This is a genomic window from Cellulosimicrobium funkei (genome assembly GCF_900155925.1).
GTDB lineage: Bacteria > Actinomycetota > Actinomycetes > Actinomycetales > Cellulomonadaceae > Cellulosimicrobium > Cellulosimicrobium funkei.
In genome coordinates, this window is record NZ_FTMI01000001.1 from 170,551 (window position 1) to 197,512 (window position 26,962).

Here is a 26,962-nt window from a genome sequence, read left to right on the forward strand (position 1 = left end):
GCGCGCAGCTCGGGACGTGGGCAGGACTGGTCACGGCTGCGGAGGCAGCCACCACCAGCTCTGCGTGATCATGCGTCCACCCTACGCCCGCCGCGCGGGGCGACGGCCCTCGGCGAGAATGGTCGGATGCCTGAGATCTTCGTCGAGAACGTCACCGGTCCCATCGCCTACCACGCGGAGGGTCCGGTGTGGTGGCCGGGCTGGGGCGGCCTGCGGTACGTGGACATGCTCGCGGGCGACCTCCTCACGCTGCGACCCGACGGCGGCGTCGACCGCCTCCACGTGGGCGACCACGCGGCCGTGGTGCGGCCGCGGACCGGGGGCGGGTTCGTCGTCGGGCTCGCGCGGTCGGTCGCGGTGGCGGACGGCGACGGCGCCCCCGTCCGCAGGCTCGCGACGCTCGTCGACGACCCGACGGTCCGCCTCAACGAGGGGGCGGCGGCGCCCGACGGCGCGTTCTACGTGGGCGGCCAGGCCGAGGGCGAGCGGCCGAGCGCGCTGTACCGGGTGGAGTCGGACGGGTCGTCGCGCGTCGCGCTCGACGGCGTCGAGGTGTCGAACGGGCTCGGGTTCTCGCCCGACGGGTCGCGGGCCTACTACGTCGACTCCGCGACGCGGCGGATCGACGTGCTCGACGTCGTGCCCGCCGCGGAGGACTCGCGCGGTCTCGTGCGGCGTCGCGCGTTCGTGGAGATCGACCCCGACGACGGCATGCCGGACGGCCTCACGGTCGACGCCGAGGGCGGCGTCTGGGTGGCACTGTGGGGCGGCGGGGCCGTCCGGCGCTACTCCCCCGACGGCACGCTCGACGCCGTCGTCCCGCTCCCGGTGTCGCAGGTGAGCGCGTGCACGTTCGGCGGCGACGACCTCGACCGGCTGTTCGTCACGACCTCGCGCCAAGGGCTGGACGACCCCGACGCGGACGAGGCCGCGTCGGGGTCGCTGTTCGTGGCGGACCCGGGGGTCCGGGGGCTCCCGGCCCTGCCGTTCGCGGGCTGAGCGTCCCCGCGGTCGTCAGCGGACGGCGTCGCGCACGCGCTGCTCGGCGCGGCCCAGGCCGTCGATCTCGAGGGTGACGACGTCGCCCGCGCGCAGGTAGGGGAAGCGCCCGGACAGGGCGACGCCCTGCGGGGTGCCGGTGTTGATGAGGTCGCCCGGCTCGAGGACCATGTACTGCGACAGGTGGTGCACGAGGTACGCGACGTCGAAGATCATGTCGGCCGTCGTCGAGTCCTGGCGGGGCTCGCCGTTGACCCAGGACCGGAGCCCGAGGTTCTGGACGTCCACCTCGTCGGCGGGGACGAGCCACGGGCCGAGCGGGTTGAACGTCTCGCAGCTCTTGCCCTTCGACCACTGACCGCCGGAGACCTTCATCTGGTAGTCGCGCTCGGAGACGTCGTGGGACAGGACGTAGCCCGCGACGTGCTCGAGCGCCTCCTCCGGGGACGACAGGTAGCGCGCCCGGCGGCCGATCACGACGCCGAGCTCGACCTCCCAGTCGACCGTCGTCGCCCCGGGCGGCACGAGCACGTCGTCGTGCGGGCCGACGACCGTGTTCGAGTGCTTCCAGAAGACGATCGGGACGTCGGGCGGCGTCGAGCCGGACTCGGCGGCGTGCTCCGCGTAGTTCATCCCGATGCAGACGACGGCCGTCGGCCGGGCGACGGGCGCGCCGACGCGCAGCTCGTCGGCGCCGTCGAGCACGGGCAGCGCGCCCGCGGCGAGCGCCGCGCGGACCCGGCCGACGCCGTCGGCTGCCAGGAACGCGCCGTCGATGTCGCGGGTGAGCGGGTCGAGGGAGTACACGACCCCGTCCTCGCGGACGGCGGGACGCTCCTGGCCGAGGGGGCCGAGTCGGACGAGCTGCACGGGTGGGTCTCCTAGGTCGGGGCGGGTGGCGCGGTTCCTCAGGCGAGGGCGCGCGCGTGGTCCGGGTTGACGATCGACGGCACGGGGCGGCCCGCGAGGAAGTCGACGGCGTTGCGCGCGGTGTGCACGGGGAGGTCCTGCATGGCCTCGGGCGAGAACCACGCGGCGTGCGGGGTGAGCAGCACGTTGTCCAAGGTGCGCAGGCGCGAGTCGGCGGGCAGCGGCTCGGTCGCGTAGACGTCGAGCGCGGCGGAGCCCACGTGGCCGGACGCGAGCGCGTCGGCGAGCGCGTCCTCGTCGATGAGCGGCCCGCGGCACGTGTTGACGACCCGCACGCCCGGCTTCGCGGCGGCGAGCGTGCGGGCGTCGAGCAGGTGGCGCGTCGACTCGGTGAGCGGCGCGTGCAGCGTGATCACGTCGGCGCGCGCGACGGCCTCGTCGATCCCCACGGCCTCGTGCCCGTCGGACGCCACGGCCTGCGCGTCGACGAACGGGTCGTGCACGAGCACGCGGTAGCCGAGCGCACGGGCAGAGCGCGCGACCTCGGAGCCGATCCGCCCGTACCCGATGACGGCGACGACGGTGCTGGACAGGCGCGCGGCGTGCTGCGCCGTCGGGGCCCACGTGCCCGCGCGCAGCGCGCGGTCGTAGGCGACGAGGCCGCGGTCGAGCGTGAGGATCATCGCGACCGTGTGGCTCGCGACCTCCTCGATGCAGTAGGTCGGGGTGTTCGCGACGGCGACGCCGCGCTCGGTGGCGGCCGCGACGTCGACCATGTCGTAGCCGATGCCCATGCGCGAGACCATGCGCACCCCGCCCGGGCCGGCGACGGCGTCGAGCACGCGGGCCGTGATGGGGGCCCACTGCACGACGAGCGCGGAGGGCGCGGACCCGCTCGCGGCGGCCTCCTCGACGGCGGCGATCACCTCGTCCTCGGTGCGCGCGGCGGCGCGCACGGCCCGCAGCCCGGCGGCGGTCAGGGTGTCCTCGCACGCGGTCCCGGGCAGGTCGCAGTCGGTGATGACGACGGTGTCGGCTGTCATGGCAGGGATGCTATAGCAAATAGCACCCTCGACCAACCCTCGGGCCGGTCGGATGCTATAGCGTGGGCCCATGACCCTTGCCCCGGACGGCACCCGCCGCCGCCTCGCCCTCGTCACCGGCGCCAGCTCCGGCATCGGCGCCGCCACCGCCCTCCAGCTCGCGCGCGACGGGCACGACGTCTGGCTCACGTACACCGGCGGCGAGGCCGGCGCGCGCGCCACCGCCGCCCGGTGCGAGGAGGAAGGCGCCGCGACCCGCGTCTCGCGCCTCGACCTGCGCGACACCGCGTCCGTCGAGGCGCTCGTCGCCGAGGTCAGCGACGCCTGGGGACGCCTCGACGTGCTCGTCAACAACGGCGGCGTGTGCCCGTATCGCGCGCTCGACGACATCGAGCTCGACGAGTGGGACCTCGTCATGGAGACCAACGCGCGCGGCACGTTCGTGCTGTCGCGCGCCGCGCTCCCGCTGCTGCGCGCGGACCGGCCCGAGCCGGTGGGCGCGACCGTCACGCCCGGCGAGCGGACCGCGCGCGACCGCGCGATCGTCAACCTCTCGTCCATCGCGGGCGAGCAGGGCGCGCTCAAGACCGGCGTGCACTACGCCGCGAGCAAGGCCGCGATCCTCGCGATCACGCGTTCGTTCGCGCGCATCCTCGCGAGCGAGGGCATCCGCGTGAACGCCGTGACGCCCGGCCCGGTGACGAGCGCCATCACCGACCAGCTCGCCCCCGACGCGCGCGCCGGGCTCACCGCGTCCATCCCCCTCGGGGACTTCGGCACGCCCGACGACGTCGCGTGGGTCGTCGCGTCCCTCGCCTCCCCGCGCGCCGGGTTCGTCACCGGCGCGACGTACGACGTCAACGGCGGCGTCCGGATCGACTGACCGCCGGTCCGCCGGTCCGCCGCGACACTCGCCCACCACTGCCCGAGGAGGCACCCATGAGCACGTCCCCGTCCGCCGTCGTCACCGCCCAGGTCGACGCCTTCAACGTCCGCGACCTCGACGGCTTCTGCGCGACCTACGCGCCCGACGCCGTCGTGAGCGGCGTGACCCCCGAGCCGATCGTCGGCCGCGACGCCCTGCGCGCGTTCTACGCGAGCCGGTTCGAGGACACCGCGCTGCACTGCGTCGTCGACGCGTCCGTGACGTTCGGCGACCGCTGGCTCGTCGCGCGCGAGCTCGTCACGACGTCGAACGGTACCGGCGAGACCATCGCGACGTTCGAGGTCCGCGACGGCCTCATCACCCGCGCGAGCATGGTCAAGGGCTGACGCGCCGGCCTACGATCTCCTGCACGTGTCGGGACGCGGCAGGCGCGACCTCGATCCGCGCCTCACACGAGGCCGAGGTCAGCCTTGACCTGTTCCCAGGGCAACGCAGTCCCCGAGCCGCTCAGCTCGTCGCGAGCCGCCTGCGCGGCGCGGAGATCTGCCAGATCGTCGGCCGTCTCCACCGGGCGCGCCAGGTCGTCCACCTCAGAGGCTTCTGCACGCCCCCCGATATTCACCCGCTGAGGCTAACGCCTCGCTCTGTCCATGTCCGAGACAGCGCACTAGGCTCCCCCGCAACCTTTCGCAACGGCACGACCAGGGGGAACTCACTGTGGAGATCGGCGAACGACTGGCGTCATTGGCGACGAAGATCCAGCAGCAGAAGGCGACGATCGGCACCGAGGAAGCGACGAAGAACGCGTTCGTCATGCCGTTCATCTCATTGGTCCTCGGGTACGACGTCTTCAACCCGAACGAGGTGATCCCCGAGTTCACGGCGGACGTCGGGACGAAGAAGGGCGAGAAGATCGACTACGCGATCGTCAAGGACGGCGAGCTCCAGATGCTCGTCGAGGCGAAGACGATCGGGTCCCCGCTGAGCCTGAACCACGCCTCCCAGCTGTTCCGCTACTTCGCGACGACCAACGCCCGGATCGCCATCCTCACGAACGGGCAGCACTTCCACTTCTTCACCGATCTCGACAAGCCCAACCGCATGGACGAGAAGCCCTTCCTCCAGCTCGATCTGCTCGACCTGGACGAGACGCTCATCCCCGAGGTGCAGAAGCTCACGAAGGAGACGTTCGATCTGGAGTCCGTCGTCAGCGCTGCGGAGGAGCTCAAGTACATCGGCGCTCTGAAGCGTGCGCTCGCCGCTCAGTTCCGCGAGCCGGACGACGAGTGGATCAAGGCGCTCACGAACCGGGTGTACGACGGCTCGTTCACGCAGAAGGTGAAGGAGCAGTTCAGGATCCTCGTCGCCAAGGCGATGAAGCAGTTCCTCGCCGACCAGGTCAACGACAGGCTGAAGGCGGCGCTCGGTGGCCAGGCGTACCCGGACGCGGGCAGCGTGCCGATGACCGGCACCGAGGCAGCACAGGAGAGTGTCGCCGAAGCGGCACGCCCCGACGACCGGGGTATCGAGACGACCCTCGACGAGATCGAGGGGTATCAGATCATCCGCGCGATCGCGTGCAGCGAGGTCTCACCGGCCCGGATCGTGCATCGTGACACCAAGAGCTACATGGGTGTCCTGCTGGACGACAACAACCGCAAGCCGATCGCGCGTCTGCACTTCAACACCGGGCAGAGGTATCTCGGGCTGTTCGACGAGAACAAGGTCGAGACGCGGCACCCGATCACGTCCCTCGACGAGATCTACGAGCACGCCGAGCACGTGCGCAAGACCGTCCACAACTACCTCTAGAGGGTGTGACGGACCGCCCCGCGTCGGTGATCCCCCCGGTCAGGCGAGGCCGTAGCGCGCGTCGAGGTCGGGGTCGTGGGGCGGGTTGCCGAACGATGCGGTCCAGGCGCCGTCGGCGGCGATCGACTGGCCGGAGACGTAGCCCGCCTCGTCGGACAGCAGGAACGCGACGAGCGCGGCGATCTCCGCGGACTCGGCGATGCGCCCGAGCGGCGGGCCCTCGGCGAGCGCGCGCTCCTCGGCGGCCGGGTCGGCCGCGCGGGCGATCTGCGCGTCGAGGTGCGGGGTGCGCACCCCGCCCGGCGCGACGGTGTTGGCGCGGATGCCGTACCGCCCGTACGTCACGGCGACGGAGCGCGCGAGCGCGTCGATGCCGCCCTTGGTCAGCTCGTAGGCGGCGTGGTCGGCGAACGCCGCGCGGCCGTGGATCGAGCCGATGTTGACGATCGACCCGCCGCTCACCTGGTCGGTGAACGCCTCGACGGCGGCGGCGCAGCCCCAGAGGTAGCCGAGGCCGTTGATCTCGACGACGTCGCGCGCGTCCTGCTCGACCCGCGCTGCCCGCTCCGGGTCGGCGAGCGCGTGCAGCGGCGTGCGGACGGTGATGCCCGCGTTGTTCACCCATCCGGCGAGCGGCGCGAGGTCGCGCGCGGTCCGCGCGGCCTCGCGGTGGGCCTCGCGGTCGCGCGAGTCCCCCAGCACGACGGCGGCGCACACCCCCTCCTCGACCGTCCCCGAGCCCGGGGTGCGCTCCAGCCCGACGACGGTCCACCCGTCGGCGGTGAGGCGCGCGGCCACGGCGCGGCCGATGCCCTTGCCGCTGCCGGTGACGACGACGCTGCGGTGCTTGCTCGCGGGTCCGTCCGTGGGTCCGGTCACGGGGTCGCCTCCAGGTCGAAGCGGTCGGGGTCGAGCGTGAAGCCCAGGCCGGGCGCGTCGGGCGGGGTGGCGTGGCCGCCGTCGAACACGGGACCGCTACGCACGAGCAGCGGCGCGGGGTCGTAGGGGTTGCCCGCGGGCGAGCGGTCGAACGTCTCGACGCCGATGCCCGCCGCTCCGCCCAGGTGCACGCTCACCTCCGGGTACACGTGGCTGGACACGGCCTTCCCCCGCGCCGCCCACGCGCGCACGAGCGGGTCGGCGGCCGTGATGCCGCCGATCGCGACGACGTCGACGCGCGGCACGTCGAGCGCTCCCAGCGCGTCGAGCCGCGCGAAGACCTCAGGGTCGGTGACCTCGTCGCCCACGGAGAGCGGCAGCCCGGACGCGTCGCGGACGCGCGCCGCGCCGGCCGCGTGCTCGGGCAGCAGCGGGTCCTCGAGCCACGCGAGCGCGGGCGCGCTCTCCCCCGCCGCACCCGTGACGCCCCACGCGTCGAGGTCCGCGAGCGCCTCGTCGGCGTCGCGCCAGCCGAAGCCCACGTCGACGACGACGCCGCTGCGGCCTGCGACGGTCGGGCGACCGGTGACGTGGGGCAGCTCGGCGCGCAGGATCGCGAGCAGGTCGCGCATGAGCAGGCGGTCGGGCGAGCGCGAGATCTTCAGGAGCGGCCACCCGGCGCGCGCGTGCGCGAGCACCTCGTCCGCGACGTCGCGTGCGGTGCGGCCGGGCGTCGGGTAGGCGGCGACGAGGATCGCGGGGCGTGGCACTGCGACGGCCGCCCCGGATGAGACGTCGCGGGGACTCCCGGCGACGGCACCTGCCGGAGCGTCCCTGTCGCCGCCGACACCCGGCTCCGCGGACCCCGCGAGGTGCGGGCCGTCGTCGAGCAGGGACCACACGGGACGACCGGCGAGGCGGCCCGCGAGGTCCCACAGCGCGACGTCGACCAGGCCGACCGCGCGACGCACGAGGCCCACGCGGCCGACGATCGCGGACCCGCGCAGGGCCGCGTCCCAGGCCGCGCCGACGCTCTGACGCGCGGCGACGCCGTCGGACGCGACGACCTCCCGGCCCACCACGTGCGGGGCGACGAGCCGGTCCACGAGCTCGGCCATGGGTGCCTCGCGCGTGAGCGCGTACGACTCCCCGGCGACGGTGCGGCCGTCGTCCGTCTCGGCGACGACGCGCACGCCGACGTACTCGCGGCGCTCGACCGTCATCGCGCCGAGGCGCAGCGGCTGCGGCAGCGGGACGACCGTCGTCGCGGTGCGGACGGCGACGACGCGCGCGGCGGACCCCACGCTCACTCCGGCTTCTTGGCGAGCGGCACGCCGTAGTCGACGAGGAACCCGCCGTCGACGTACACGGTCTGCCCGACCATGTACGCGGCCTGGTCGGACACGAGCCAGCTCACCGCGTTGCCGATCTCCTCCGGCTGGGCGAGCCGGCGCGCGGGGATGCGCGCGAGGATCGTCTCCTCCGAGAGCGTGCCCTGCGCGACGCCCTGGCGGAACACGCCCGTGTCGATGTACCCGGGCGCGACGGCGTTGACCCGCACACCACGGGCGGCCCACTCGGCGCCCGCGGTCGCGGTGAGCCCGATGACGGCGGCCTTGGTCGTGGAGTACGGGGCCCGGCCGGCGGAGCCGCGGGCCGAGACGGACGAGATGTTGACGACGGCGCCCCGGCCCGCCGCGAGCATGTGGCGACCTGCGGCCTGGAGGCACGCGAAGACGCCGTGCAGGTTGACGTCCACGACGGCCGACCACTCGTCCCACGTGAGGTCCTCGAGCGCGCGGTGGCGCTGGATGCCCGCGTTGTTGACGAGCGCGTCGATCCCGCCGAACGCCGCGGCGAGGTCGTCGAACGCGGCGCGCACGGCGGCGTGGTCGGTGACGTCGAGCGGGGCCCAGACGAGCCCGGGCGCGTCGGGGACGGCGCCGAGGTCGAGCGCGGGGAGGTCGTGCTGCAGGACGTCCGCGCACACGACCCGGAACCCGTCGGTCGCGAGGCGCTCGGCGACGGCCCGGCCGATGCCGGCCGCTCCCCCGGTGACGACGGCGAGCGGGACGCGCGGGGCGTCGAGGGCGGGGGTGGTCACTGGTCCTCCTCGGGGACGGGACGGGTCGGGGGTGCGGCGGACGTCGGTGCGGCGGGTGGCGGTGCGGCGGGTGGCGGTGCGGCGGGTGCGGCGACGCCGGGCGGCCAGGCGGCGGCATCGGCGAGCACGTCGTCGACGACGGCGCACGCGTGCCGCTCCAGGCGTTCGAGCGAGCCCGGCGCGAGCGGCGACTGCCACGCCTGGTAGGCGCCGACGTCGTACGCCTCGAGGGTGGGCAGGTAGACGAAGCCGGGCCCGTTGGTGAGGTTCGCGACGACGACCGGCCGCGTCTCGGCATGGGCGCGCACCGTGCGCTGGAGGCGCGAGTACGCCTCGCCCGGGTGCGCGACGAGCAGCGCCTCACCGACGCGCCACACCCACGTGGGGTGCTGGACGGTCGGGCCGGTGACGTAGCCGTCGCGCAGGTTCCGTGCGCGGCGCAGGCGCTCCTCGCGCGAACGCGGGTCGATGTCGGCCCACTCGGCCTCGAGCTCGTCCCACGTCGGGAGGTCGCGCAGGTCGAGCGTGACGGGCTCCGCCACGGCGGCGAGCGTCCGTGCGTCGGGCCGGGCATCGGTGCCGGTGCCGGGGCCGGTCCCGATGCCCGGGAGCGCGGCCGACGGCGCGGGCTCCCAGACCGCGAGCGGCGCGCCGGACTCGACGACGTGGGTCAGCTCCAGCTCCGTGCCCGGCGGCGGGAGCTCGGCGAGCGCCGCGAGCACGGCATGGCCGAGGGAGGTGCCGTGCCGGTCCGCGACGGCGGTGTCGCCCGTGTACTGCTCGCGCGGCGCGAGCTCGCCCGACGCGCCCTGCAGGAACGCGACGGGAGCGCCCGTCTCGCGTTCGACGAGGTCGCGCATCGCGCCCACGTAGTCGGGCGAGACGAGCCGGTTCTGCCAGGCGAGCGTCGTCGGGTGGCACGCGTAGTTGACGATCGTCGCGAGGGTGACGTCCTCGCCTGCGGGCGCCACGCCGTCGGGCCGGGTGTCCGTGGCGGGCGCGGGGCGCGCCGTGAGCCGCCCGACGACGACCGTGTCGTCCGCAGCGTCGGCGCCGGGCGAGCGCGGGGTGCCGGCGTCGGGGTTGAAGCCGACGAGCGGCCGGGGCGGCCTGCTCGCCGCAGCGGCTCCCGCGGTCGTGCCCGCGTGCCCGCCCGCGCAGCCGTCGAGCAGCGCCTCGCGGTTGGACGCGAGGCCGCAGCGGCCGGTCGTCCACTCGAGGGTCGCGGGCCGGAGCGACGCGACCGCCTCCACGGCGGCGTCGGCCGCTGCGCGCGCGAGGTCGTGCAGGTACGCGACGCCGCGCTCGCCGCCCGGGAGGTCGGCGTCGCCCGAGCACAGGACCGGCCCGGCGTGCGTGTGGGAGAGCGAGACGAGCAGGCGCTCGACGGGCAGCCCGGTCGCGTCGAGGACGGTCGCGCGCAAGGTCGCCTCGTCGTCGACCCGCCGCCACCACGTGCCGTCGATCGTGACGAGGACGAGGGGCTCGGCGGCCCCGGGGTCGGGGCGCTCCTCCGCGAGCGCCACGGCGGTCAGCGTCATCGCGCGGTGGGCGCCCTCGGAGACGTCCCAGTCCGCCGGGCCCCAGTTGCGGGCCCGGATGCCGGGGGCGGGCGTCACGTCGCGGACGGCGACGCCAGCCAGGCCGACGAACGCGGGGACGGGGGCCCGCGTGTGCAGGGCGACCATCGCACCTCCTCTGGGCTCGGGAGTGCCGATGCTATAGCATGTAGTCCGGTCGGGACGCCCCCGGGACGGCACCGTGGCCGCTATCCTTCAGCGGCGCCCCACCCTCGACGATCCGAGCCCGCCGCCCCCACGACACCACGGAGAAACCATGGCGCTCAAGAGCGTGCCGGACCAGAACGTCGCCGACCGCGTCACGGTCGAGCTGCGCGAGGCGATCTTCAGCGGCGACCTCGCGCCGGGCGAGCGGCTTGTCGAGCGCAAGCTCGCCGAACGCCTCGGCACGAGCCACATCCCGGTGCGCGAGGCACTGACGCGGCTGACCCAGGAAGGCCTCGTCGAGCGGCTCCCCCACCGCGGCGCACGCGTCGCCGCGCTCACGAGCCGCGACCTCGAGGAGATCTCGAGCCTGCGCACCCTGCTGGAGCAGTTCGCCGTCGTCCGGGTCCAGGACGCCTGGGACCCGGCGAAGGAGGCGAAGCTGCGCAAGACGGTCCAGCAGATGGTCCAGGCGGCGGAGAAGGGCAGCAAACCCCGTGTCTTCGAGCTCGACCGGCGCTTCCACGAGCAGCTCTGGGAGATGGCCGACCACCGCATGCTCATGACGCTCAACGCGCAGCTCCGCAGCCGCATCACCGGCTTCCTGCGCGCCGCGAACGCCGCGCTCGAGCCCGAGGCGCGCGTCGCGCACGCGCGCACGCACGACCTCATCGTCGACGCCATCGCGGGCGGCGACCCGGACACGGCCCAGCGCGTCATGGCCGAGCACATCGGCGAGGCCGCCGCGCGCCTCGCGAGCCACACGGACGACGACGCCGAGCCCGCCGCGGCGAACGGCTGACCGCCGCAGCGTCCGCGCAGCGGCTCACGCGAACCCCGGCCGCCTAGGGTCGCGGGATGGACATCGTGCGCGCCGCCGAAGCGTTCGCCGCCTGGGCGCGGACGCATCCCCAGGACTTCGGCGAGTGGGAGACGGACTACCTGGAGTGGCCTGCGGTGTACGACTGCGCCCGGGCCCTCCTCGCCGACCGACCCTTCCAGGAGTGGAACGATGCGGAGAAGCAGTCCTTCCTCTACCTGCTCGCTCGTGACAACGAGGTCGAGGACCTCGCCGATCTGCTCGCGGAGCACCCGAAGACCCTGGCCCACGTGGCGGAGCACGTCTGCGCCACCCCGTCGTCGGCCGAGGCTCACGCACGGTGGCAGGTCGCGGCATACCTCCCGGCGATCGGGACCGAGGCCATCCCCCTGCTCGTGACACTCGTCGCCGACGAGGACGAGTACGTCCGCCGTCGCGCGCTGCTGTCGCTCGGAGCGCTCCGTGCACCGGTCGCGGAACGGTGCGCCGTCGCAGCCTGGGAGTCGGGCCTCGAGTACCAGCGGATCGCCGCGCTGCACGTCCTGCACGAGGTGGGTTCACCCCGGTTCTCGACGTACGCGAGGCTCGCCGCGGGCGACTCACGCCCGTACGTCCGACGGGCAGCCCAGCGGCTCGGCTGATGTCGGGCGAGCAGCAGCCCGGATGGCGGCACCGCCGCCATCCGGGGCGTTCGTGCGCGCCCAGCCCGGCCCGCACGGTCCGTCGCGTCGCACGCCGACGGTCGTCCCGCGACCCTACTTTTGCTATAGCATCCCGTCAACACCGGCCCGGACCCTGGACTGCCATGCACCTGCGCACCGCCACGCCCGACGACGTCCCCGCGCTCTACGCCCTGTGGGGCCGAGCGTTCGCCGCGCCGCTCATGGTGCCGGTCTACGAGACGGACGACGGCCGGCTCGACCGCACGCACGTCGCCGTCGACCCGGACGACGGCCGCGTCGTGGGCTCGGTGTACTGGACCCCGCGCGAGCTCGGCGGGCCCGACGGCGGCACCCTCCGGGCGGGCGGCGTCGCGAACGTCGCGACCGCCCCCGAGGCGCGGGGCCGGGGCCTCGTCCGCGCGCTGCTCGCGCGGGTCGTCGAGCAGATGGAGCAGGACGGCGCGGACGTCGCGTTGCTGTTCACCGGCACCCCGGACGTCTACCGGTCGAGCGGCTTCGAGACGTTCGACGTGCCGCTCCTGCGCGGCGCGCCGCGTCCGGTCGACGAGCCGGACCCCGGGCACGACGACCTCGACGACGACGGGCTCCCGACGGACGCCGCGCCGTCGGACCTCGTGGGCGACGCCCCCGTGCGGACCCGCACCTACCGCCTGCCCGGCGTCCCGTGGCCCGCGTGGTCGGTCGCGCTGCGGTGGGAGCAGCTCGCCGTGCTGCACGACGCGTTCGACACCGTGGCGGGCGGGCCGCGCCCCCTCGCCACCCGACGCACCGCCGAGCACTGGGAGCACCGCATCCCGCTCTGGTACTCCGGCGCCGAGGTGTTCACCGCACGGGCAGCCGACGGGGAGGTCGTGGGCTACCTCGTCCTCGAGCCCGAGCCAGGCGTGCTGAAGGTCCGCGAGCTCGGCGTCGACCCGGCCTCGGACCGCGCGCACGACGTCGTCGACGCCCTCGCGCGCACCACGCTCCACCGCGCACACCTGCACGGCGCCCCCACCGTCGAGGTGCGCCTCCCCGCGCACGCCCTGACCGACCGCTTCGCCGCCGCGGTGCTCGACGCGCCCGTCGTCGCGACCGACACGACGGGGATGCTCCGGCCCGTTGGCGCGGCGACCGACGTCGTCGCGCACCTCCGCGACGCCGCCGCGGCCGGAGTGGGCTTCCACTGGCCCGGCGACTACCTCTGACCGGCTGACCCACCCCTCGAGGTAGAGCCCCAGTCCGCCGAGGTAGAGCCGCAGGTCAACGAGGTAGAGCAGCAGTTCGCCGAGGTAGAGCCCTGGTGGGCCGAAACGGAGAACCCCGCCCTGGTGCCCGACGGCGCGTGCTCAGGACGGTGGGATCGGTCCAGGTCGTCGCTGTCCACGCATGCGACATTTCCGTGTCGCAGCATGGCACCGCTACGTCGATCAGGCGGTCCGGGCGCGTCCAGGTCGCCTCACGCACCCGTTTCGCCTGCTCGACCCGCCGGGACGGCCTGGTCGACGAGGCACCGGGCCGCCACAGGGGATCCCCCAGGCCCGGCGGTCGCCGAGTGGCGGGCGGGCATGGAAGTGAAGAGGCGATCGAGCCGGGCCTCCCGGCCCACGACCGCCAGACCGACCGACGGCGCGCCGACCCAAGCCCGCGCGCGCCGCGGGTCACACCGCGGCTCTACCTCGCGTGACCAGACCTCTACCTCGCGCAACCACGGTTCGACCTCGCGCGACCGGAGTTCTACCTCGCGCAACCACGGCTCTACCTCGCGCGACCACGGCTACACGTCGGCGCCGCCTGCGTGCCGAGCTCCGCCTCGGTTCAATTGCTATGGCAATCGTTCTTGCTCGACAACCGCTCTGACCTGCGCCGACGCCTTTCGATCTGCCCTTGACGATGCCATAGCATCCCGCTACTCTCCGAGAGTCCGGTTCACCGTCGCAACGACGCGCACGAACCCGCTGACCCCCGACCCAGCACCGGAACCGCACGACCCCCGCAGCACCGCTCCCCCGGAACACCCCGCAGCCCCGGGCCGCCGGAGCCACCGCGTCGCCCGCCCGCACGGCGTCCTCCCGACGTCACGAAGGGTGCCCCCGTTGTCCACTCCCCGATCCCAGACCCGCCCCGCGTCCGACGACCTCGGCGCGACCGACCCCACGACCGCCGAGGCGGCGTCGTCACCCTCCCGCCGCCACCTGCTGCGCGTCGCCGGCATGGCCTCGCTCGCCGCGGGCGCCGTCGCCCTCGGCACCGGCAGCGCGCACGCGGCGCCCCTCGCCGGCACGCTCCCCGCGAGCAAGAACGACAAGCCCGACGACGAGGTCCTCGTCGCCGCTACCGTCGCGCAGCTCACCGGCTCGAAGGCCAAGAAGCTCGACGACGGCGCCGTCGCCCAGCTCCTCGGCCACGCGACCCCGGGCGACGGCGCGGCCCGGCTCCTGCGCTACGACGCGAGGTCCACCGCGACCCCGAACGGCGGCACCGTCCTCGCCCCCCGGGACGCGGGAGCCACAGGCCGCTGGCACACCCTGCACACGGGCACCGCGGACTTCCGCTGGTTCGGACTCTTCGGCCCCGAGAACCCCGCCGACGACGCCCTCGACGCCCTCGTGAACGACCCCAGCATCACCCGCATCGAGGCCCGCACCGACCTCAACTTCACCCGACGCCACACCTACACCCGCTCGAACCTCGAGCTCGACTTCGGCGGGCGCACGGTCACGACGGAGGGCATCGAGCGCAACGCCCACGACAACCCGTTCGGCGCGGTCCTGTTCTTCCAGGGTCGCGTGACCGACGAGACGCAGCAGCGCACGCTCGCCACGACGCTCCCCGACCTCACGGACGTCTTCGAGGTCGCGGACGCGGGCGCGTTCGCCGTCGGGCAGTGGTGGGCGCTGCGCTCGGACGAGCGCCCGGGCGGCGGCGGGGACGAGCGCGAGCTCCAGCGCCTGGTCCAGGTCACGCAGGTGCTCGACGCGACGCACGTCCGCGTCGACTACAAGAACGGCTGGGAGCTGCCCGCCGGGCGCGTGCTCACCTGGACGCGCGTCGAGCCCGTCGAGCAGGTGCACGTGCGCGCGATGACGTTCCACGGGTCCGGGCCCTTCGACGGCCCGGCGAACGGCGAGCTGCCCGACGACCGCGAGATGACCGGCTCGCACCCCGTCGCGTTCGAGTACGCGGTGCGCTGCGACGTCTCGGACGTGCACGGCCACCGCACGTGGTGGCCGGTGATCATGCGGCGCTGGAACACCCACTTCGTCACGGAGCGGTGCTCGGTCGCCAACCCGCCGACGGTGTTCTACGGCGGCGCCGGCTACCTCACGCAGCAGATCTACTGCCTGTACGGGCGGGTCTCCGACTGCACGAGCCACAACGCGCGGCACCTCAACGACCTCACGGCGTCGGCGTACTGCCTCGTGGAGAACTGCCACGGCGACGGGGACGACCAGGGCGGCAACCCCTTCACGACCCACGGCCAGTACGAGCACGACCTCGTGTTCGTCGGCAACAGCGGGCTCATGGACATCGCCAACTCGGGCGGCCAGTGGGGCACGGCGGCCAAGCGCATCACGGTCAAGCACCACACGTGCTCGTGGTTCGTCGCGGGCACCAAGATCACGGACCTCACGCTCGAGGACGTGCACGTCGTCGCACGGTCGACCTTCGACCCGCAGGCGACGCTCACGATCAACGCCGACGGCGCACAGGTGCGCGGCTGCACGGCCGGCTTCTTCGCCGTCGGGCAGCGGTCGTCGCTGTCGCGGCGCCCGACGGTCGTCGAGGACTGCGCGTTCGCGCTGCCCGCGGGGTCGGTGCTGCACCAGACGCCGGTGACGAACCCCGTGCACTTCGTGCGCACGCGCATCACCGGCGTGGACGGCACGATCCTGCGCGGCGCCGGTCCCGTGACGTTCACCGACTGCGAGCTCGTCGGCGGCACGGACGAGGCCCCGGCCGCGCCGGTCGACCTCGGCTCGGCGGACGTCACCGTCACGGGCGGGTCGTGGCAGGGCGTGGGCGTGCGGCTCAGCGGCGCGCGCGACCAGCGGCTCGTGCTCGACGCCGTCCGGGCGGCCGGCACGACGACGGCCGGGGCCCTCGTCTCGCGCGGCACCGGCGCGGGCGCCGTGGACGTCACGCTCCGCGGCGCCGACCTGCGGGCCGCCGACGGCACCGCGCACGTCGCGCTGCGCCCCGGCGACCGCTACGCCGCGACCGGGTCGCGGTTCACGGGCGGTCGACTCGACCTGCCCGACGGCGTGCGCGTCCTCCATGCCCGCAACGTCGAGACCGGCGTCGACCGCGCGGGCCTGCCGACCGCGGGCGACGGCGTGCTCGTCGACGCGAACCTCACCGTGTGACCCGCCCGGGCGACGCCCGGGCACCCTGCTCCCGCCTCCCCACCGACACCCGCGCCGTCGCGCCGGGCCGACGAAAGGACACCCCCATGACCCTCGAGACCACGACCGAGCCGACGCCGGCCGCGCCGGGCGAGGCCGCCCAGCCGCCCTCGCGGCGCAACCTGCTGCGCGTCGCCGGCATCGCCTCCCTCGCCGCGGGCGCCGTCGCCCTCGGCAGCGGCAGCGCCCACGGGGCGCCCCTCGTCGGCGCGCCGCTCGCGGCGAAGAAGGACGACAAGCCCGACGCCGAGGTCCTCGTCGCCGCTACCGTCGCCGAGCTCACGGGCTGGAAGGCCAAGAAGCTCGACGACGGCACCGTCGCCCAGCTCCTCGGCCACGCGACCCCCGGCGACGGCGCCGCCCGGCTCCTGCGCTACGACGCCAAGTCCACCGCCGCCGCCAACGGCGGCACCGTCCTCGCCCCGACCGACGCAGGAGCCAAGGGCCGCTGGCACACCCTGCACACCGGCACCGGAGACTTCCGCTGGTTCGGCCTCTTCGGCCCCGAGAACCCCGCCGACGACGCGCTCGACGCCCTCGTGAACGACCCGAGCGTCACGCGCATCGAGGCGCACACGGACCTCAACTTCACGCGGCGCCACACGTTCACGCGCTCGAACCTCGAGCTGGACTTCGGCAACCACCTCATGACGACCGAGGGCATCGAGGACGCCGGGCAGGACGACCCCTTCGCGGCCGTGCTGTTCTTCCGCGGGAAGGTCACGGAGGACGTCCGGAAGAACACCCTCACGGCGACGATGCCGGAGCTGCGCGACGACTACGAGGTCGCGGACTCCTCGCAGTTCGAGGTGGGCCAGTGGTACGCGGTCGAGGTCAACGCGCTCGCCGGCCGGTGGGAGCGCGAGCTCCAGCGCCTCGTCCAGATCACGCAGATCGTCGACGCCACCCACGTGCGCGTCAACTACAAGGCGGGCTGGTCGCTCGCGAAGGGCCGCACGCTCACGTGGACGCGGGTGGAGCCCGTCGAGCAGGTGCACGTGCGCAACCTCGCCTTCCGCGGCCGGCCCGACGGCGACCAGTACACGGGCTCGCACCCGATCGCCTACGAGTACGCGGTGCGCTGCGACGTGGAGAACGTGCACGGCGTCGCGACGTTCTGGCCGCTCGTCATGCGCCGCTGGAGCACGTTCTTCCGCACGGCGGGCTGCTCGCTGAGCAACCCGGCGTCGGTCACGTGGGGCGGCGCGGGCTACCTGACGCAGCAGATCTACTGCAACTACGGGCACGTCGTGGACTGCCACACGACCAACGCGCGGCACCTCAACGACTGGACCGCGTCGTCGTACGGGCTCGTGGAGAACTGCCACGGCGACGGCGACGACCAGGGCCCGTTCGTCACGCACGGCCAGTACGAGCACGACCTCACGTACGTGGGGAACTCGGGCCTCATGACGTTCGCCAACTCGGGCGCGGCGTGGGGAGGCGCGGCCAAGCGCATCACGGTGACGCGCCACGTGTGCTCGTGGTTCGTCGCACGGGTCAAGGTCACCGACCTCACGCTCGAGGACGTGCAGGTCATCCGCAAGGACGGCCTCGCGGGCTCGGGGATGCTGTGGGTCAACGCCGACGGCGTGCAGCTCCGCGGCTGCCAGGCCGACGACACCCTGATCATCTCCCAGGCCTCGGCGCTGTCGAAGCGGCCCAACGTCATCGAGGGGTCGCGCTTCGCGGTCCTGCCGGACACCGCGATCACCCAGGCGAACGTCACGAACCCGGTGCACCTCGTGCGCACGACCCTCAACGGGCTGAAGAACGCGTCGTTCGCCGGGAAGGGCGCCGTCGTGCTGGACACGTGCACGCTCGAGGCGGCCGAGGGCGAGGGCACGGTGACGGTGAGCGGCGACCTCACGGTGCGCGGCGGCGTCGTGCGCAACGTCGCCCTCGTCGCGGCGGGCGCGGCCGAGCAGACCGTCCGGCTCGACGGCGGCGCCCGGCTCGAGGGCAAGCCGGCGGGCGGGAGCTTCCTGCGCAGGGCCAAGGCGGACAAGCCGGTCACCTGGGCGCTGGACGGCGTCCGGAGCACCGCGCCGTCGGGCGACACTGGGCACGTGAACCTCGACGCCGGCATCAACACGTGGTCCGCCACGGGCTCGACCTTCGCGGGCGGCACCCTGGCGCTCGCACCGTCCGCCCTGGGCGGCGACTCGTTCGTCCTCCACAGCGGCAACGTCGAGCAGGACGTCACCCGCACGGCGTTCCCCGACGACGGCGACCGCGTCGTCACGACGGGCAACCTCGTCGTCTGACCGGGCGCGACGACACCCGGCCCCTGCTCCGCGCTCCTCGTCGCCGGACGACGAGGAGCGCGGAGCAGATCGGCGCTCGCCCCACGAGAAGGTGAGACGACGAAGGGGTCGGGGAGGCGGCTGCGGGTCGTGGCGGGCCTGGCGGGAGCGCCGCGAGGCACGAGCAGCGCGGATGGTAGACCCGCAGCCGCCTCCCCGACCCCGTGCCAGGCCGACCGCCACGAGCGCAACCGGCCTCCCTCGACGACCGGCACGAAAGGTCACAACTCCGCATCGCGTCGTGCGCGAGTTAACACGAGCGCCGATCTGGCGTAACATCGACATGGCAGGCTTGCTATAGCAAATAGCAAACGAGGCCTGCCAGGGCCGGGAGACCCCCGCCCCGCAGGACCATCGCAACGGAGCAAGGACCGCACACGTGACCCCCACCCCCCAGCCTGTCACCGTCGCCCTCGTCGGCGCCGGGAACCGCGGACAGACGTACGCGCGCTGGATCGCCGAGCACCCGGAGCGCGCCCGTCTGGTCGCCGTCGCCGACCCTCGGGCGCACCAGCGCGGGCTCGTCGTCGACCAGGCCGTCGCGGCCCAGGCCGCCGCGGCCCAGACCGGCGGCCCCGCCGACCCGGCCGTCACGCCGGCCGCCACCACCGCCGCCGCGCTCGCCGCCGACACCTCCGCGCCCGCCGTCGGCCTGGGCGCGGCACTCCCGCAGGTCGCGGAGTTCGCCGGCTGGCAGGACCTCGTCGCCGCGGGCGACGCCGACCGGGCCGCGGGGGGCACGGGCCGGGTCGCGGACATGGTGATCGTCGCGACGCAGGACCGCGAGCACCGCGACCCCGTCGTCGCGCTCGCGCCGCAGGGGTACGCGATCCTCGTCGAGAAGCCGCTCGCGCCGAGCCCGGAGGAGTGCCGGGACGTCGTGGACGCGGTCGAGGCGTCGGGCGTGCTCTTCGGCGTCTGCCACGTGATGCGCTACATGCCGTACACGGACCTCGTGAAGTCCGTCGTCGACTCGGGTGTCCTGGGCGAGATCGTCAACGTCCAGCACCTCGAGCCCGTCGGCTGGTGGCACGACGCCCACTCCTACGTGCGCGGCCCGTGGCGCTCCGAGAAGACGTCGAGCCCGATGCTCCTCGCGAAGTCGAGCCACGACCTCGACTGGATCCGCTACGTCACGGGCAAGCGGATCGCGACGGTCGCGAGCTTCGGCTCCCTGAAGCACTTCCGGCCCGAAGAGCGGCCCGCCGGCGCGGCGGACCGCTGCCTGGACTGCCCGCTCGAGCCGACGTGCCCGTACTCCGCCCCGCGCCTGTACCTGTCGACGCTGCGCGAGAAGGGCCCGATCTGGCCGGTCTCCGTCATCACGGACGCGACCGACGAGGCGGGCGTCGTCGAGGCGCTGCGCACGACCGACTACGGCCGCTGCGTCTACGCCTCGGACAACGACGTCGTCGACCACCAGGTCGTCGCCATGGAGCTCGAGGGCGGCGGCGCGGCGACGTTCACCATGACCGCGTTCTCCGAGCAGGACCACCGCAAGACCCAGATCTTCGGCACCCACGGGTGCCTCGACGGCGACGGGGAGAAGGTCCGCGTGACCGACTTCCGCGACGGCAGCGTCACCGTGCACGACGGCGGCCACCACGGCGCCACGAACGCCGCCGACGACCACGGCGGCGGCGACTCGGGGGTGATGGACGCGTTCGTGCGCGCCGTCGCGACGGGGGACCCGAGCCACGTCCGGTCGGGCGCCGTCGAGTCCCTGCAGAGCCACCTCGCCGTGTTCGCGGCCGAGGAGTCGCGCCACCGGCGCACCGTCGTCGACGTCCCGGCGCGCTGACGCGCCGGGCCCGACGACCGCACCACCACAGCACCACACCGCCCAGCAGCACCCCCACCCCCACCCGCCCACCCGGGCGGGACCTCACCAAGGAGACACGTCGATGACCCTGCGCACGACGAAGCGCCTCTGGACCGCCGCGCTCGCGGTCGGCACGCTCGGCGCGCTGAGCGCCTGCGCCGGCGGTGCCGGCGCCGGCAGCTCCACCCCCACGCCCGAGGACGGCGCCGCGTCCGGCTCCGTCACCATGTGGACGTACCCCGTCATCGCCGACGAGGCCGCCCACAAGGCCTTCTGGGACGAGCAGGTCGCCGCGTTCCAGGAGGAGAACCCCGACGTCGACGTCAAGGTCGAGATCTACCCGTGGGCCGGCCGCGACGAGACGCTCGCGACCGCGATCGCGGGCAACAAGGGCCCCGACGTCGTCTACCTCATCCCGGACCAGATCCCGAAGTACGGCAAGTCCCTCGCCGCCGTGGACAACTACGTCACGGACCAGGTCGGCGACCTGCGCGAGAACGCGTCGAAGGCCGTCACGGTCGACGGCGCGGTGCTCGGCTCGCCGCTGATCATGAACAGCAAGCCGCTCGTGTGCAACGCCGCGGCGTTCGAGGCCGTCGGCGAGGCGGGGAACTACCCGGAGACGTGGGACGACCTCATGGCGCTCGCGCCGACGTTCCAGGCCGCCGGCTACGACGTCACCAACTACTGGGGCTCGGTCGACGCGACGCTCAACGAGTCCTTCTACCCGCTGCTGTGGCAGGCGGGCGGGTCCGTCTTCTCCGAGGACGGCTCGTCGGTCGCGTTCGACTCCCCCGAGGGCGTCGAGGCGCTGCAGTTCGCGGTCGACCTCGCCGAGGGCGGGTACATCGAGAAGGACCTGCTGACGACCATCCCCGCGTTCGAGCAGACGAACACCGCCAAGGGCAAGATCGCGTGCACCTGGCAGCAGGGCCCCGCGGACGTCGCGGGCTTCTGGGGCGAGGAGAACGTCGTCGTCCTTCCGCCGCTCAAGGAGGCGGAGGCGGTCGCGTTCGGCACCGTCGGCTCGCTGTCCGTGCTCAAGACGGCCGACAGCCTCGACGCCGCGGGCAAGTGGGCCGCGTTCGCGACGTCGCCCGAGGTGAGCGCCGAGTACGCCCAGGCCGCCGGCTGGTTCTCGCCGTACGAGAGCGAGTCGGGCCTCTACGCCGACGACCCGGTGCTGTCCGCGCTCGAGGAGACGCTCCAGTACACGACGGCCGGCGAGGTCAACGAGAAGTCCCGTGAGGTCATGGGCGTGCTCGCCCCGGAGCTCCAGGCCGCGCTCATCGGCGAGAAGACGCCCGAGCAGGCCCTGAAGGACGCGGCCGCGGCGGCGAACCCGCTGCTCGGCTGACCGACGCCGCGGCGCGGGCAGCCGTCCCCCTGCTGCCCGCGCCGCGGTACCTCGCGGTACGAGAGGAGAACCCATGACCGCGACCGCCCCCACCTCGGACGGGCTGACCGCCGACGGGCCCGACCGGCGCCCGACGCCGTCGAGGCCCTCGCGCGGCACGACCCGCCGCGTCCTGGAGCGCCGTGAGGCGAGGATCGGCCTGCTGTTCGCCCTCCCCGCGTTCCTGCTGTTCCTGCTGTTCCGCTTCGGTCCGGCGATCGCCGGCGTCGCGCTGAGCTTCTTCGACTACACCATCGGCGTCGGTGCCGAGTGGACGGGCGTCGAGAACTTCCGGCGCATGGTCGACGACCCGATCTTCTGGTCGGCGCTGCGCGTCACGGTCGTGCTGAGCGTGCTGATCGTCCCCGTGTCGCTCGCGATCTCGACGTTCATGGCGCTCATGGTGCGTCGCTCGTTCCGCGGCTCCGGCTTCTACCGCTCGGTGTTCTTCCTGCCCGTGGTCACGAGCCTCGTGCTCGCCGCGACCGTGTTCACGTGGGTGTTCTCCACGAACGGCCCGTGGTCGAAGCTCATGGGGGCGCTCGGGTTCTCGACCGACTCCTGGCTGGGCGACACGCTGCTCGTGCTGCCCGCGCTCGCGATGGTCGCGATCTGGTCGCGCTTCGGCTACGGGATGCTCATCCTCCTCGCGCGCATGCAGGACCTGCCGCGCGAGCTCGAGGAGGCCGCCGCGATCGACGGCGCCGGGCCGTGGAAGCGGTTCTGGCACATCATCGCGCCGCAGCTCAAGCCGACCCTCTTCTTCCTCGCCGTCATCGAGACGACGGCGTCGTTCCAGATCTTCGACCTCGTCTACGTGATGACGGCGGGCGGGCCCGCACGGGCGAGCTACAACCTCGTCTTCTACATCTACGACCAGGGCTTCAAGTACTTCGACCTCGGCTACGCGAGCGCGCTCGGCGTCGCGCTGTTCGTCGTCACGCTGGTCGTCGCCCTGATCCAGCGCTACGCCATCGGGAGGGACAAGTGACCGCCGTCGACCCCACCACCACCGGGCGGGTGCTCGAGGGCGCCGCGATGCCCGTGCGCCCCACCGCGACCCGCCGCCGGCGCGGCCGCAAGGGCGCGAGCGACCTGTCGCTGCGCGGCAAGGTGCTGCGCTACGTCGTGCTCTCGCTCGCCGCCGTCGTGACGATCTTCCCGTTCTACGCGATGGTCGTGCTGTCGCTGAAGCCGGCCGCCGCGATCGACTTCCCCGCGTCGCTCCTGCCGACGAACCTCACGACCGAGGCCTACGGCCGCGTGCTCGGCGCAGGCAACATCGGCACCTGGCTCGTCAACACGCTCGTGTACTCCGTCGTCTCCGTCGTCGCGGTGCTGCTGCTCGCGTCGATGGCCGGCTACGCGTTCGCGAAGAAGAAGTTCCCCGGGCGCGAGGCGATGTTCTGGTCGTTCCTCGCGATGGTCATGGTCCCGTACCACGTGACGCTCATCCCGACGTTCATCCTCATCGCGCAGGCGGGCGGGCTCGACACGTACTGGGGCCTGATCCTGCCGACGCTCGCGAACGCGCAGGCCGTGTTCCTCATGCGGCAGTTCATCCTCGACCTGCCCGACGAGCTGTTCGAGGCCGCGAAGCTCGACGGCGCCTCGGAGTGGCGCATCTTCCTGCGCATCGTGCTGCCGCTGTGCAAGCCGATCCTCGCGACGCTCGGCACGTTCGTCTTCCTGTGGCACTGGAACGACTTCCTGTGGCCGCTCATCATCGGCCAGGGCACCGACCACTGGACGCTGACCGTCGGCATCGCCTCGCTCCAGCAGCAGGACGTGCCGCTCAACATGGTGCTCGCGGGCGCCACCATCTCGTTCGTTCCGATCTTCGCCTCGTACCTCGTGGCCCAGCGCTTCTTCGTCGAGGGCGTCACCTCGTCCGGCATCAAGGGATGACTCACCACATGACCACGCAGACCAGCACCACCGCCCTCAAGGCCCCGACGTCCGTCGCGGAGCTCGAGGAGCTGCTCACGACGCCGTCGCCCGCCCTCGTGGAGGACCTGGCCGCCCGCTCGGGCGACCTCGTCATCCTCGGCGCGGGCGGCAAGATGGGCCCGAGCCTCACCGTCCTCGCCCGCCGGGCGCTCGACGCGGCCGGGCGCACGGGCGACGCCGTGCACGCCGTCTCGCGGTGGTCCGACCCCGAGCAGGCCGACCGTCTGCGCGACGCCGGGGTGAACGTCGTCGCGGCCGACCTGCTCGCGCCCGACGCGGACCTCGCCGCGCTGCCCGACGGCGCCGACGTCGTCTACATGGTGGGCGCCAAGTTCGGCACGTCGTCCGCGCCGTCGCTCGCGTGGGCCGCGAACGCGGCCCTCGTGCACGACGTCGCGCGCCGCTACGCCGACTCGACCATCGCCGCGTTCTCCACCGGGAACGTCTACCCGCTCGTGCCCGTCGAGTCGGGCGGGTGCTCCGAGGAGCACCCCGTCGGGCCGGTCGGCGAGTACGCGATGAGCTGCCTCGGCCGCGAGCGCGTGCTCCAGCACGCCGCGCTCTCGCGCGGCACGAAGGTCGTGACGATCCGCCTCAACTACGCCGTCGACCTGCGCTACGGCGTCCTGTTCGACGTCGCGTCGCCGATCCTCGCGGGCGAGCCCGTCGACCTCACCACCGGGCACGTCAACGTCGTGTGGCAGGGATACGCGAACGAGGTCGCGCTGCGCTCGCTCGCGCTCGCGTCGTCGCCCGCGACGGCGATCAACCTCACCGGACCGGAGACGGCGTCGGTGCGGCGCCTCGCGGAGCTCCTCGGCCGCGGCCTCGACCGCGAGGTGTCGTTCACGGGCGAGCCCGCCCCGACGGCGCTGCTCAACGACGCGACGCGCTGCCACGAGCTGTTCGGCTACCCGCAGGTGCCGCTGCGCACGCTCGTGGACTGGCAGGCGCAGTGGCTCGCGGCCGGGCTGCCGACGAGCGGCAAGCCGACGAAGTTCGCCGTGCGCGACGGGGCGTTCTGATGACGGCCCCCACCGCCCCCGCCGCGGCGCCCGCCACCCCGCGCCTCGCCGACGACGTCGCCGCGCTCCTGCGGGCGGGGACCGTCATCCCGGCCCAGCCCCTCGCGCTCGACGCGGACCGCCGCCTCGACGAGCGCCGCCAGCGCGCGCTCACGCGGTACTACCACGCGGCGGGCGCGGGCGGCGTCGCCGTCGGGGTCCACACGACGCAGTTCGAGATCCGCGAGCACGGGCTCCTGCGGCCCGTGCTCGAGCTCGCGGCCGAGGTGTCGCGCGCGACGGCCGCGGGCGACGCGCCCGCGGGCTCGCTGCACACCGGGCCCCGCCCGCTCGTCCAGGTCGCGGGCGCGGCCGGCGACGTGCGGCAGGCCGTCGCGGAGGCGGAGCTCGCGGCGTCGCTCGGCTACGACGCGGTGCTGCTCGCGCCGCGCGTGCCCGGTCTCGCCGGCTCGGGCGAGGAGGTCGAGCGCGTGCTGCTCGACCGCGCCCGCGCCGTCGGCGAGGTGCTGCCCGTCATCGGGTTCTACCTCCAGGAGGCGATCGGCGGCCCGCGCCTGTCCGTCGGCTTCTGGCGCGAGTACGCGTCGATCGAGGCGGTCGTCGCGATCAAGGCCGCGCCGTTCCACCGCTACCGGACGATCGACGTGCTGCGCGGCGTCGCCGCGTCGGGTCGCGGCGACGAGATCGCGCTGTACACGGGCAACGACGACGCGATCGTCGCCGACCTCACGCAGCGCCTCGACGTCCCGGTGACCGACGCCGAGGGCCGCGCCTCGACCTTCACGGCGCGGTTCGTGGGCGGCCTGCTCGGGCAGTGGGCGGTCTGGACCCGGGGGGCGGTCGAGACGCTGGCCCTCGCGCACGCCGCGCACGGCATCGGCCCCGACGGCGGCACCACCGTGCCCGACGCCGCCGCCCTCGCGACCCTCACCGCGCGCGCGGTCGGCCTCACCGACGCGAACGCGGCCGTCTTCGACGCGGCGCACGACTTCGCGGGCGTCATCGCGGGCGTGCACGAGGTGCTGCGCCGCCAGGGCCTGCTCGACGGCATCTGGTGCCTCGACCCGGAGGAGACCCTCTCCCCCGGGCAGGCCGACGAGCTGACGCGCGTGACGGCGTCGTACCCGTGGCTCGCGGCCGCGGACGACGCGCTCGTCGCGGAGCACCTCGAGGACTGGCTGCGGTGACCGGCGCGCCCGGTACGGAGACCGTCGCGGGGCCCGGCCCGGGTACCGGGGCGGCCCGCGCGGTCGTCGCCGTCGCGCCGTGGCTGCGCACCGAGCTGTTCGCCCCCGACGTGTGGGAGCGCCTGGCGGGCGCGGGACCGTTCGACGTCGTCGACGACCCGCGCGCGCTCGGCGTCGCGCTCGACCGGCTGAGCCCCGCGGCGCGCGAGCGCGTCGACGCGCTCGTCGTCTCCTGGGGCACGCCGCCCCTGGACGCGGACCTCCTGGACCGGCTCCCCGGCCTGCGGCTCGTCGCGCACACGGGCGCCTCCGTCAAGCCGTTCGTCACGCCCGCGCTGTGGGAGCGCGGGGTCCGCGTGACGCAGGCGGGCCAGGCGATGGCACGCCCGGTGGCCGAGGTCTCGGTGACGTTCGCGCTCGCGCTGCTCCACCAGGTCCCCGCGTTCCACAACGCCCTGCACGACGGCGTCCCGTGGGCCGACGCGGAGGCCGCACCCCCGCGGTACGAGATCGCGGGCACGCGCGTCGGCGTCGTCGGGGCGTCGCGCACCGGGCGCGCCGCGATCGCGATGCTCCGTGCGCTCGGCGCGGAGGTCGTGGTCGCCGACCCGACCCTCTCCCCCGCCGACGCCGCCGCGCTCGGGGCGACCCTCGTCGGGCTCGACGAGATGCTCGCGACGAGCCGCGTGACGATGCTGCACGCGCCCGTGCTGCCCGAGACCCACCACCTGCTCGGCGCGCGCGAGCTCGCGCTCCTGCCCGACCACGCCGGGCTCGTCAACACCGCACGGTCGTGGCTCACGGACGAGGACGCCCTCGTCCGTGAGCTGGCGAGCGGCCGGATCAGCGCCGCGCTCGACGTCTACGACGCCGAGCCGCTGCCCGAGGACCACCCGCTGCGCCGCCTGCGGAACGTGCTCCTCACGCCGCACCACGCCGCCGCGACCGTGCAGGGCCGGCTCGCGCAGGGCGCGATCGTCGTCGACGAGCTCGAGCGCTTCCGCGCGGGCGAGCCGCTCGTGCACGAGGTGCGTGAGGCCGACCTCGACCGCATGGGCTGAGCCCGCGGCG

Annotated in this window: 23 protein-coding genes; 16 read left to right on the top strand and 7 right to left on the bottom strand. The window is 74.0% G+C overall.

Annotated features, from left to right (window positions below; translation table 11 throughout):
- Positions 1-126 precede the first annotated feature (126 nt).
- Positions 127-999 carry an SMP-30/gluconolactonase/LRE family protein gene (locus BXA05_RS00690; RefSeq protein ID WP_342065082.1) on the top strand — a complete coding sequence of 291 codons (873 nt, stop codon included), beginning with the start codon at positions 127-129 and terminating at the stop codon, positions 997-999.
- 15 nt (positions 1,000-1,014) lie between these two features.
- On the opposite strand, the gene BXA05_RS00695 is transcribed toward BXA05_RS00690, so the two are convergent.
- Complete coding sequence (locus tag BXA05_RS00695; protein WP_076403326.1) at positions 1,015-1,869, bottom strand: fumarylacetoacetate hydrolase family protein; 855 nt, start codon at positions 1,867-1,869, stop codon at positions 1,015-1,017.
- Between the two features lie 38 nt (positions 1,870-1,907).
- A complete protein-coding gene (locus BXA05_RS00700; RefSeq protein WP_076403327.1) occupies positions 1,908-2,912 on the bottom strand; it encodes a C-terminal binding protein in 1,005 nt (334 codons plus the stop codon).
- A gap of 70 nt (positions 2,913-2,982) precedes the next feature.
- On the opposite strand from BXA05_RS00700, the gene BXA05_RS00705 reads away from it, so the two are divergent.
- Entirely contained in the window at positions 2,983-3,795 is an 813-nt protein-coding gene (locus BXA05_RS00705) for an SDR family NAD(P)-dependent oxidoreductase (RefSeq protein WP_076403329.1), read from the top strand.
- 56 nt (positions 3,796-3,851) lie between these two features.
- Complete coding sequence (locus BXA05_RS00710) at positions 3,852-4,184, top strand: nuclear transport factor 2 family protein (RefSeq protein ID WP_076403330.1); 333 nt, start codon at positions 3,852-3,854, stop codon at positions 4,182-4,184.
- 62 nt (positions 4,185-4,246) lie between these two features.
- Here the strand turns inward: BXA05_RS00710 and BXA05_RS19905 are convergent, their stop codons facing one another.
- Positions 4,247-4,387 (bottom strand): hypothetical protein, encoded by a 141-nt coding sequence (locus BXA05_RS19905; protein ID WP_170963107.1) that lies wholly within the window; start codon positions 4,385-4,387, stop codon positions 4,247-4,249.
- Positions 4,388-4,515: 128 nt separating this feature from the next.
- Between BXA05_RS19905 and BXA05_RS00720 the strand changes: the two genes are divergently transcribed.
- On the top strand, positions 4,516-5,610 hold the full coding sequence (locus BXA05_RS00720) for a type I restriction enzyme HsdR N-terminal domain-containing protein (RefSeq protein WP_076403332.1): 1,095 nt from the start codon (positions 4,516-4,518) through the stop codon (positions 5,608-5,610).
- Between the two features lie 39 nt (positions 5,611-5,649).
- On the opposite strand, the gene BXA05_RS00725 is transcribed toward BXA05_RS00720, so the two are convergent.
- Genes BXA05_RS00725 through BXA05_RS19910 form a run of 4 tightly spaced genes read right to left on the bottom strand, consistent with a single transcriptional unit; the run spans position 5,650 to position 10,281 of the window.
- Complete coding sequence (locus BXA05_RS00725; protein ID WP_076403333.1) at positions 5,650-6,489, bottom strand: SDR family NAD(P)-dependent oxidoreductase; 840 nt, start codon at positions 6,487-6,489, stop codon at positions 5,650-5,652.
- Positions 6,486-7,799 carry an enolase C-terminal domain-like protein gene (locus BXA05_RS00730; RefSeq protein ID WP_244550351.1) on the bottom strand — a complete coding sequence of 438 codons (1,314 nt, stop codon included), beginning with the start codon at positions 7,797-7,799 and terminating at the stop codon, positions 6,486-6,488. The genes BXA05_RS00725 and BXA05_RS00730 overlap by 4 nt, the downstream gene beginning before the upstream one ends.
- Complete coding sequence (locus BXA05_RS00735; protein ID WP_076403336.1) at positions 7,796-8,593, bottom strand: SDR family NAD(P)-dependent oxidoreductase; 798 nt, start codon at positions 8,591-8,593, stop codon at positions 7,796-7,798. The genes BXA05_RS00730 and BXA05_RS00735 overlap by 4 nt, the downstream gene beginning before the upstream one ends.
- Positions 8,590-10,281: a hypothetical protein gene (locus tag BXA05_RS19910; protein WP_076403338.1), complete on the bottom strand. Its 1,692-nt coding sequence runs from the start codon at positions 10,279-10,281 to the stop codon at positions 8,590-8,592. Before BXA05_RS19910 ends, BXA05_RS00735 begins: the two co-directional genes overlap by 4 nt.
- Before the next feature lie 148 nt (positions 10,282-10,429).
- Between BXA05_RS19910 and BXA05_RS00745 the strand changes: the two genes are divergently transcribed.
- The 12 genes from BXA05_RS00745 (at position 10,430) to BXA05_RS00800 (ending at position 26,952) form a co-directional block, all read left to right on the top strand.
- The gene (locus BXA05_RS00745) at positions 10,430-11,119 is read left to right on the top strand and encodes a GntR family transcriptional regulator (protein WP_076403339.1); all 690 of its coding nucleotides are present in this window, start codon (positions 10,430-10,432) and stop codon (positions 11,117-11,119) included.
- Between the two features lie 56 nt (positions 11,120-11,175).
- On the top strand, positions 11,176-11,778 hold the full coding sequence (locus tag BXA05_RS00750) for a HEAT repeat domain-containing protein (RefSeq protein ID WP_076403341.1): 603 nt from the start codon (positions 11,176-11,178) through the stop codon (positions 11,776-11,778).
- Between the two features lie 164 nt (positions 11,779-11,942).
- A complete protein-coding gene (locus BXA05_RS00755; RefSeq protein WP_076403342.1) occupies positions 11,943-13,007 on the top strand; it encodes a GNAT family N-acetyltransferase in 1,065 nt (354 codons plus the stop codon).
- Between the two features lie 888 nt (positions 13,008-13,895).
- Complete coding sequence (locus tag BXA05_RS00760) at positions 13,896-16,166, top strand: peptidase C14 (protein WP_244550352.1); 2,271 nt, start codon at positions 13,896-13,898, stop codon at positions 16,164-16,166.
- A gap of 86 nt (positions 16,167-16,252) precedes the next feature.
- Entirely contained in the window at positions 16,253-18,472 is a 2,220-nt protein-coding gene (locus BXA05_RS00765) for a peptidase C14 (RefSeq protein ID WP_170963112.1), read from the top strand.
- Between the two features lie 418 nt (positions 18,473-18,890).
- Positions 18,891-20,312, top strand: coding sequence for a Gfo/Idh/MocA family protein (locus BXA05_RS00770; RefSeq protein ID WP_076403344.1), 1,422 nt, complete (start codon positions 18,891-18,893; stop codon positions 20,310-20,312).
- Between the two features lie 103 nt (positions 20,313-20,415).
- The gene (locus tag BXA05_RS00775; RefSeq protein WP_076403345.1) at positions 20,416-21,690 is read left to right on the top strand and encodes an ABC transporter substrate-binding protein; all 1,275 of its coding nucleotides are present in this window, start codon (positions 20,416-20,418) and stop codon (positions 21,688-21,690) included.
- A gap of 73 nt (positions 21,691-21,763) precedes the next feature.
- Positions 21,764-22,720 (top strand): carbohydrate ABC transporter permease, encoded by a 957-nt coding sequence (locus BXA05_RS00780; protein ID WP_081895826.1) that lies wholly within the window; start codon positions 21,764-21,766, stop codon positions 22,718-22,720.
- Complete coding sequence (locus tag BXA05_RS00785; RefSeq protein WP_232422954.1) at positions 22,717-23,637, top strand: carbohydrate ABC transporter permease; 921 nt, start codon at positions 22,717-22,719, stop codon at positions 23,635-23,637. The genes BXA05_RS00780 and BXA05_RS00785 overlap by 4 nt, the downstream gene beginning before the upstream one ends.
- A gap of 8 nt (positions 23,638-23,645) precedes the next feature.
- Positions 23,646-24,704: an NAD-dependent epimerase/dehydratase family protein gene (locus tag BXA05_RS00790; RefSeq protein WP_034652423.1), complete on the top strand. Its 1,059-nt coding sequence runs from the start codon at positions 23,646-23,648 to the stop codon at positions 24,702-24,704.
- Complete coding sequence (locus tag BXA05_RS00795; RefSeq protein ID WP_211435806.1) at positions 24,704-25,891, top strand: dihydrodipicolinate synthase family protein; 1,188 nt, start codon at positions 24,704-24,706, stop codon at positions 25,889-25,891. The genes BXA05_RS00790 and BXA05_RS00795 overlap by 1 nt, the downstream gene beginning before the upstream one ends.
- The gene (locus BXA05_RS00800) at positions 25,888-26,952 is read left to right on the top strand and encodes a hydroxyacid dehydrogenase (protein ID WP_076403347.1); all 1,065 of its coding nucleotides are present in this window, start codon (positions 25,888-25,890) and stop codon (positions 26,950-26,952) included. The genes BXA05_RS00795 and BXA05_RS00800 overlap by 4 nt, the downstream gene beginning before the upstream one ends.
- Positions 26,953-26,962: the final 10 nt, after the last annotated feature.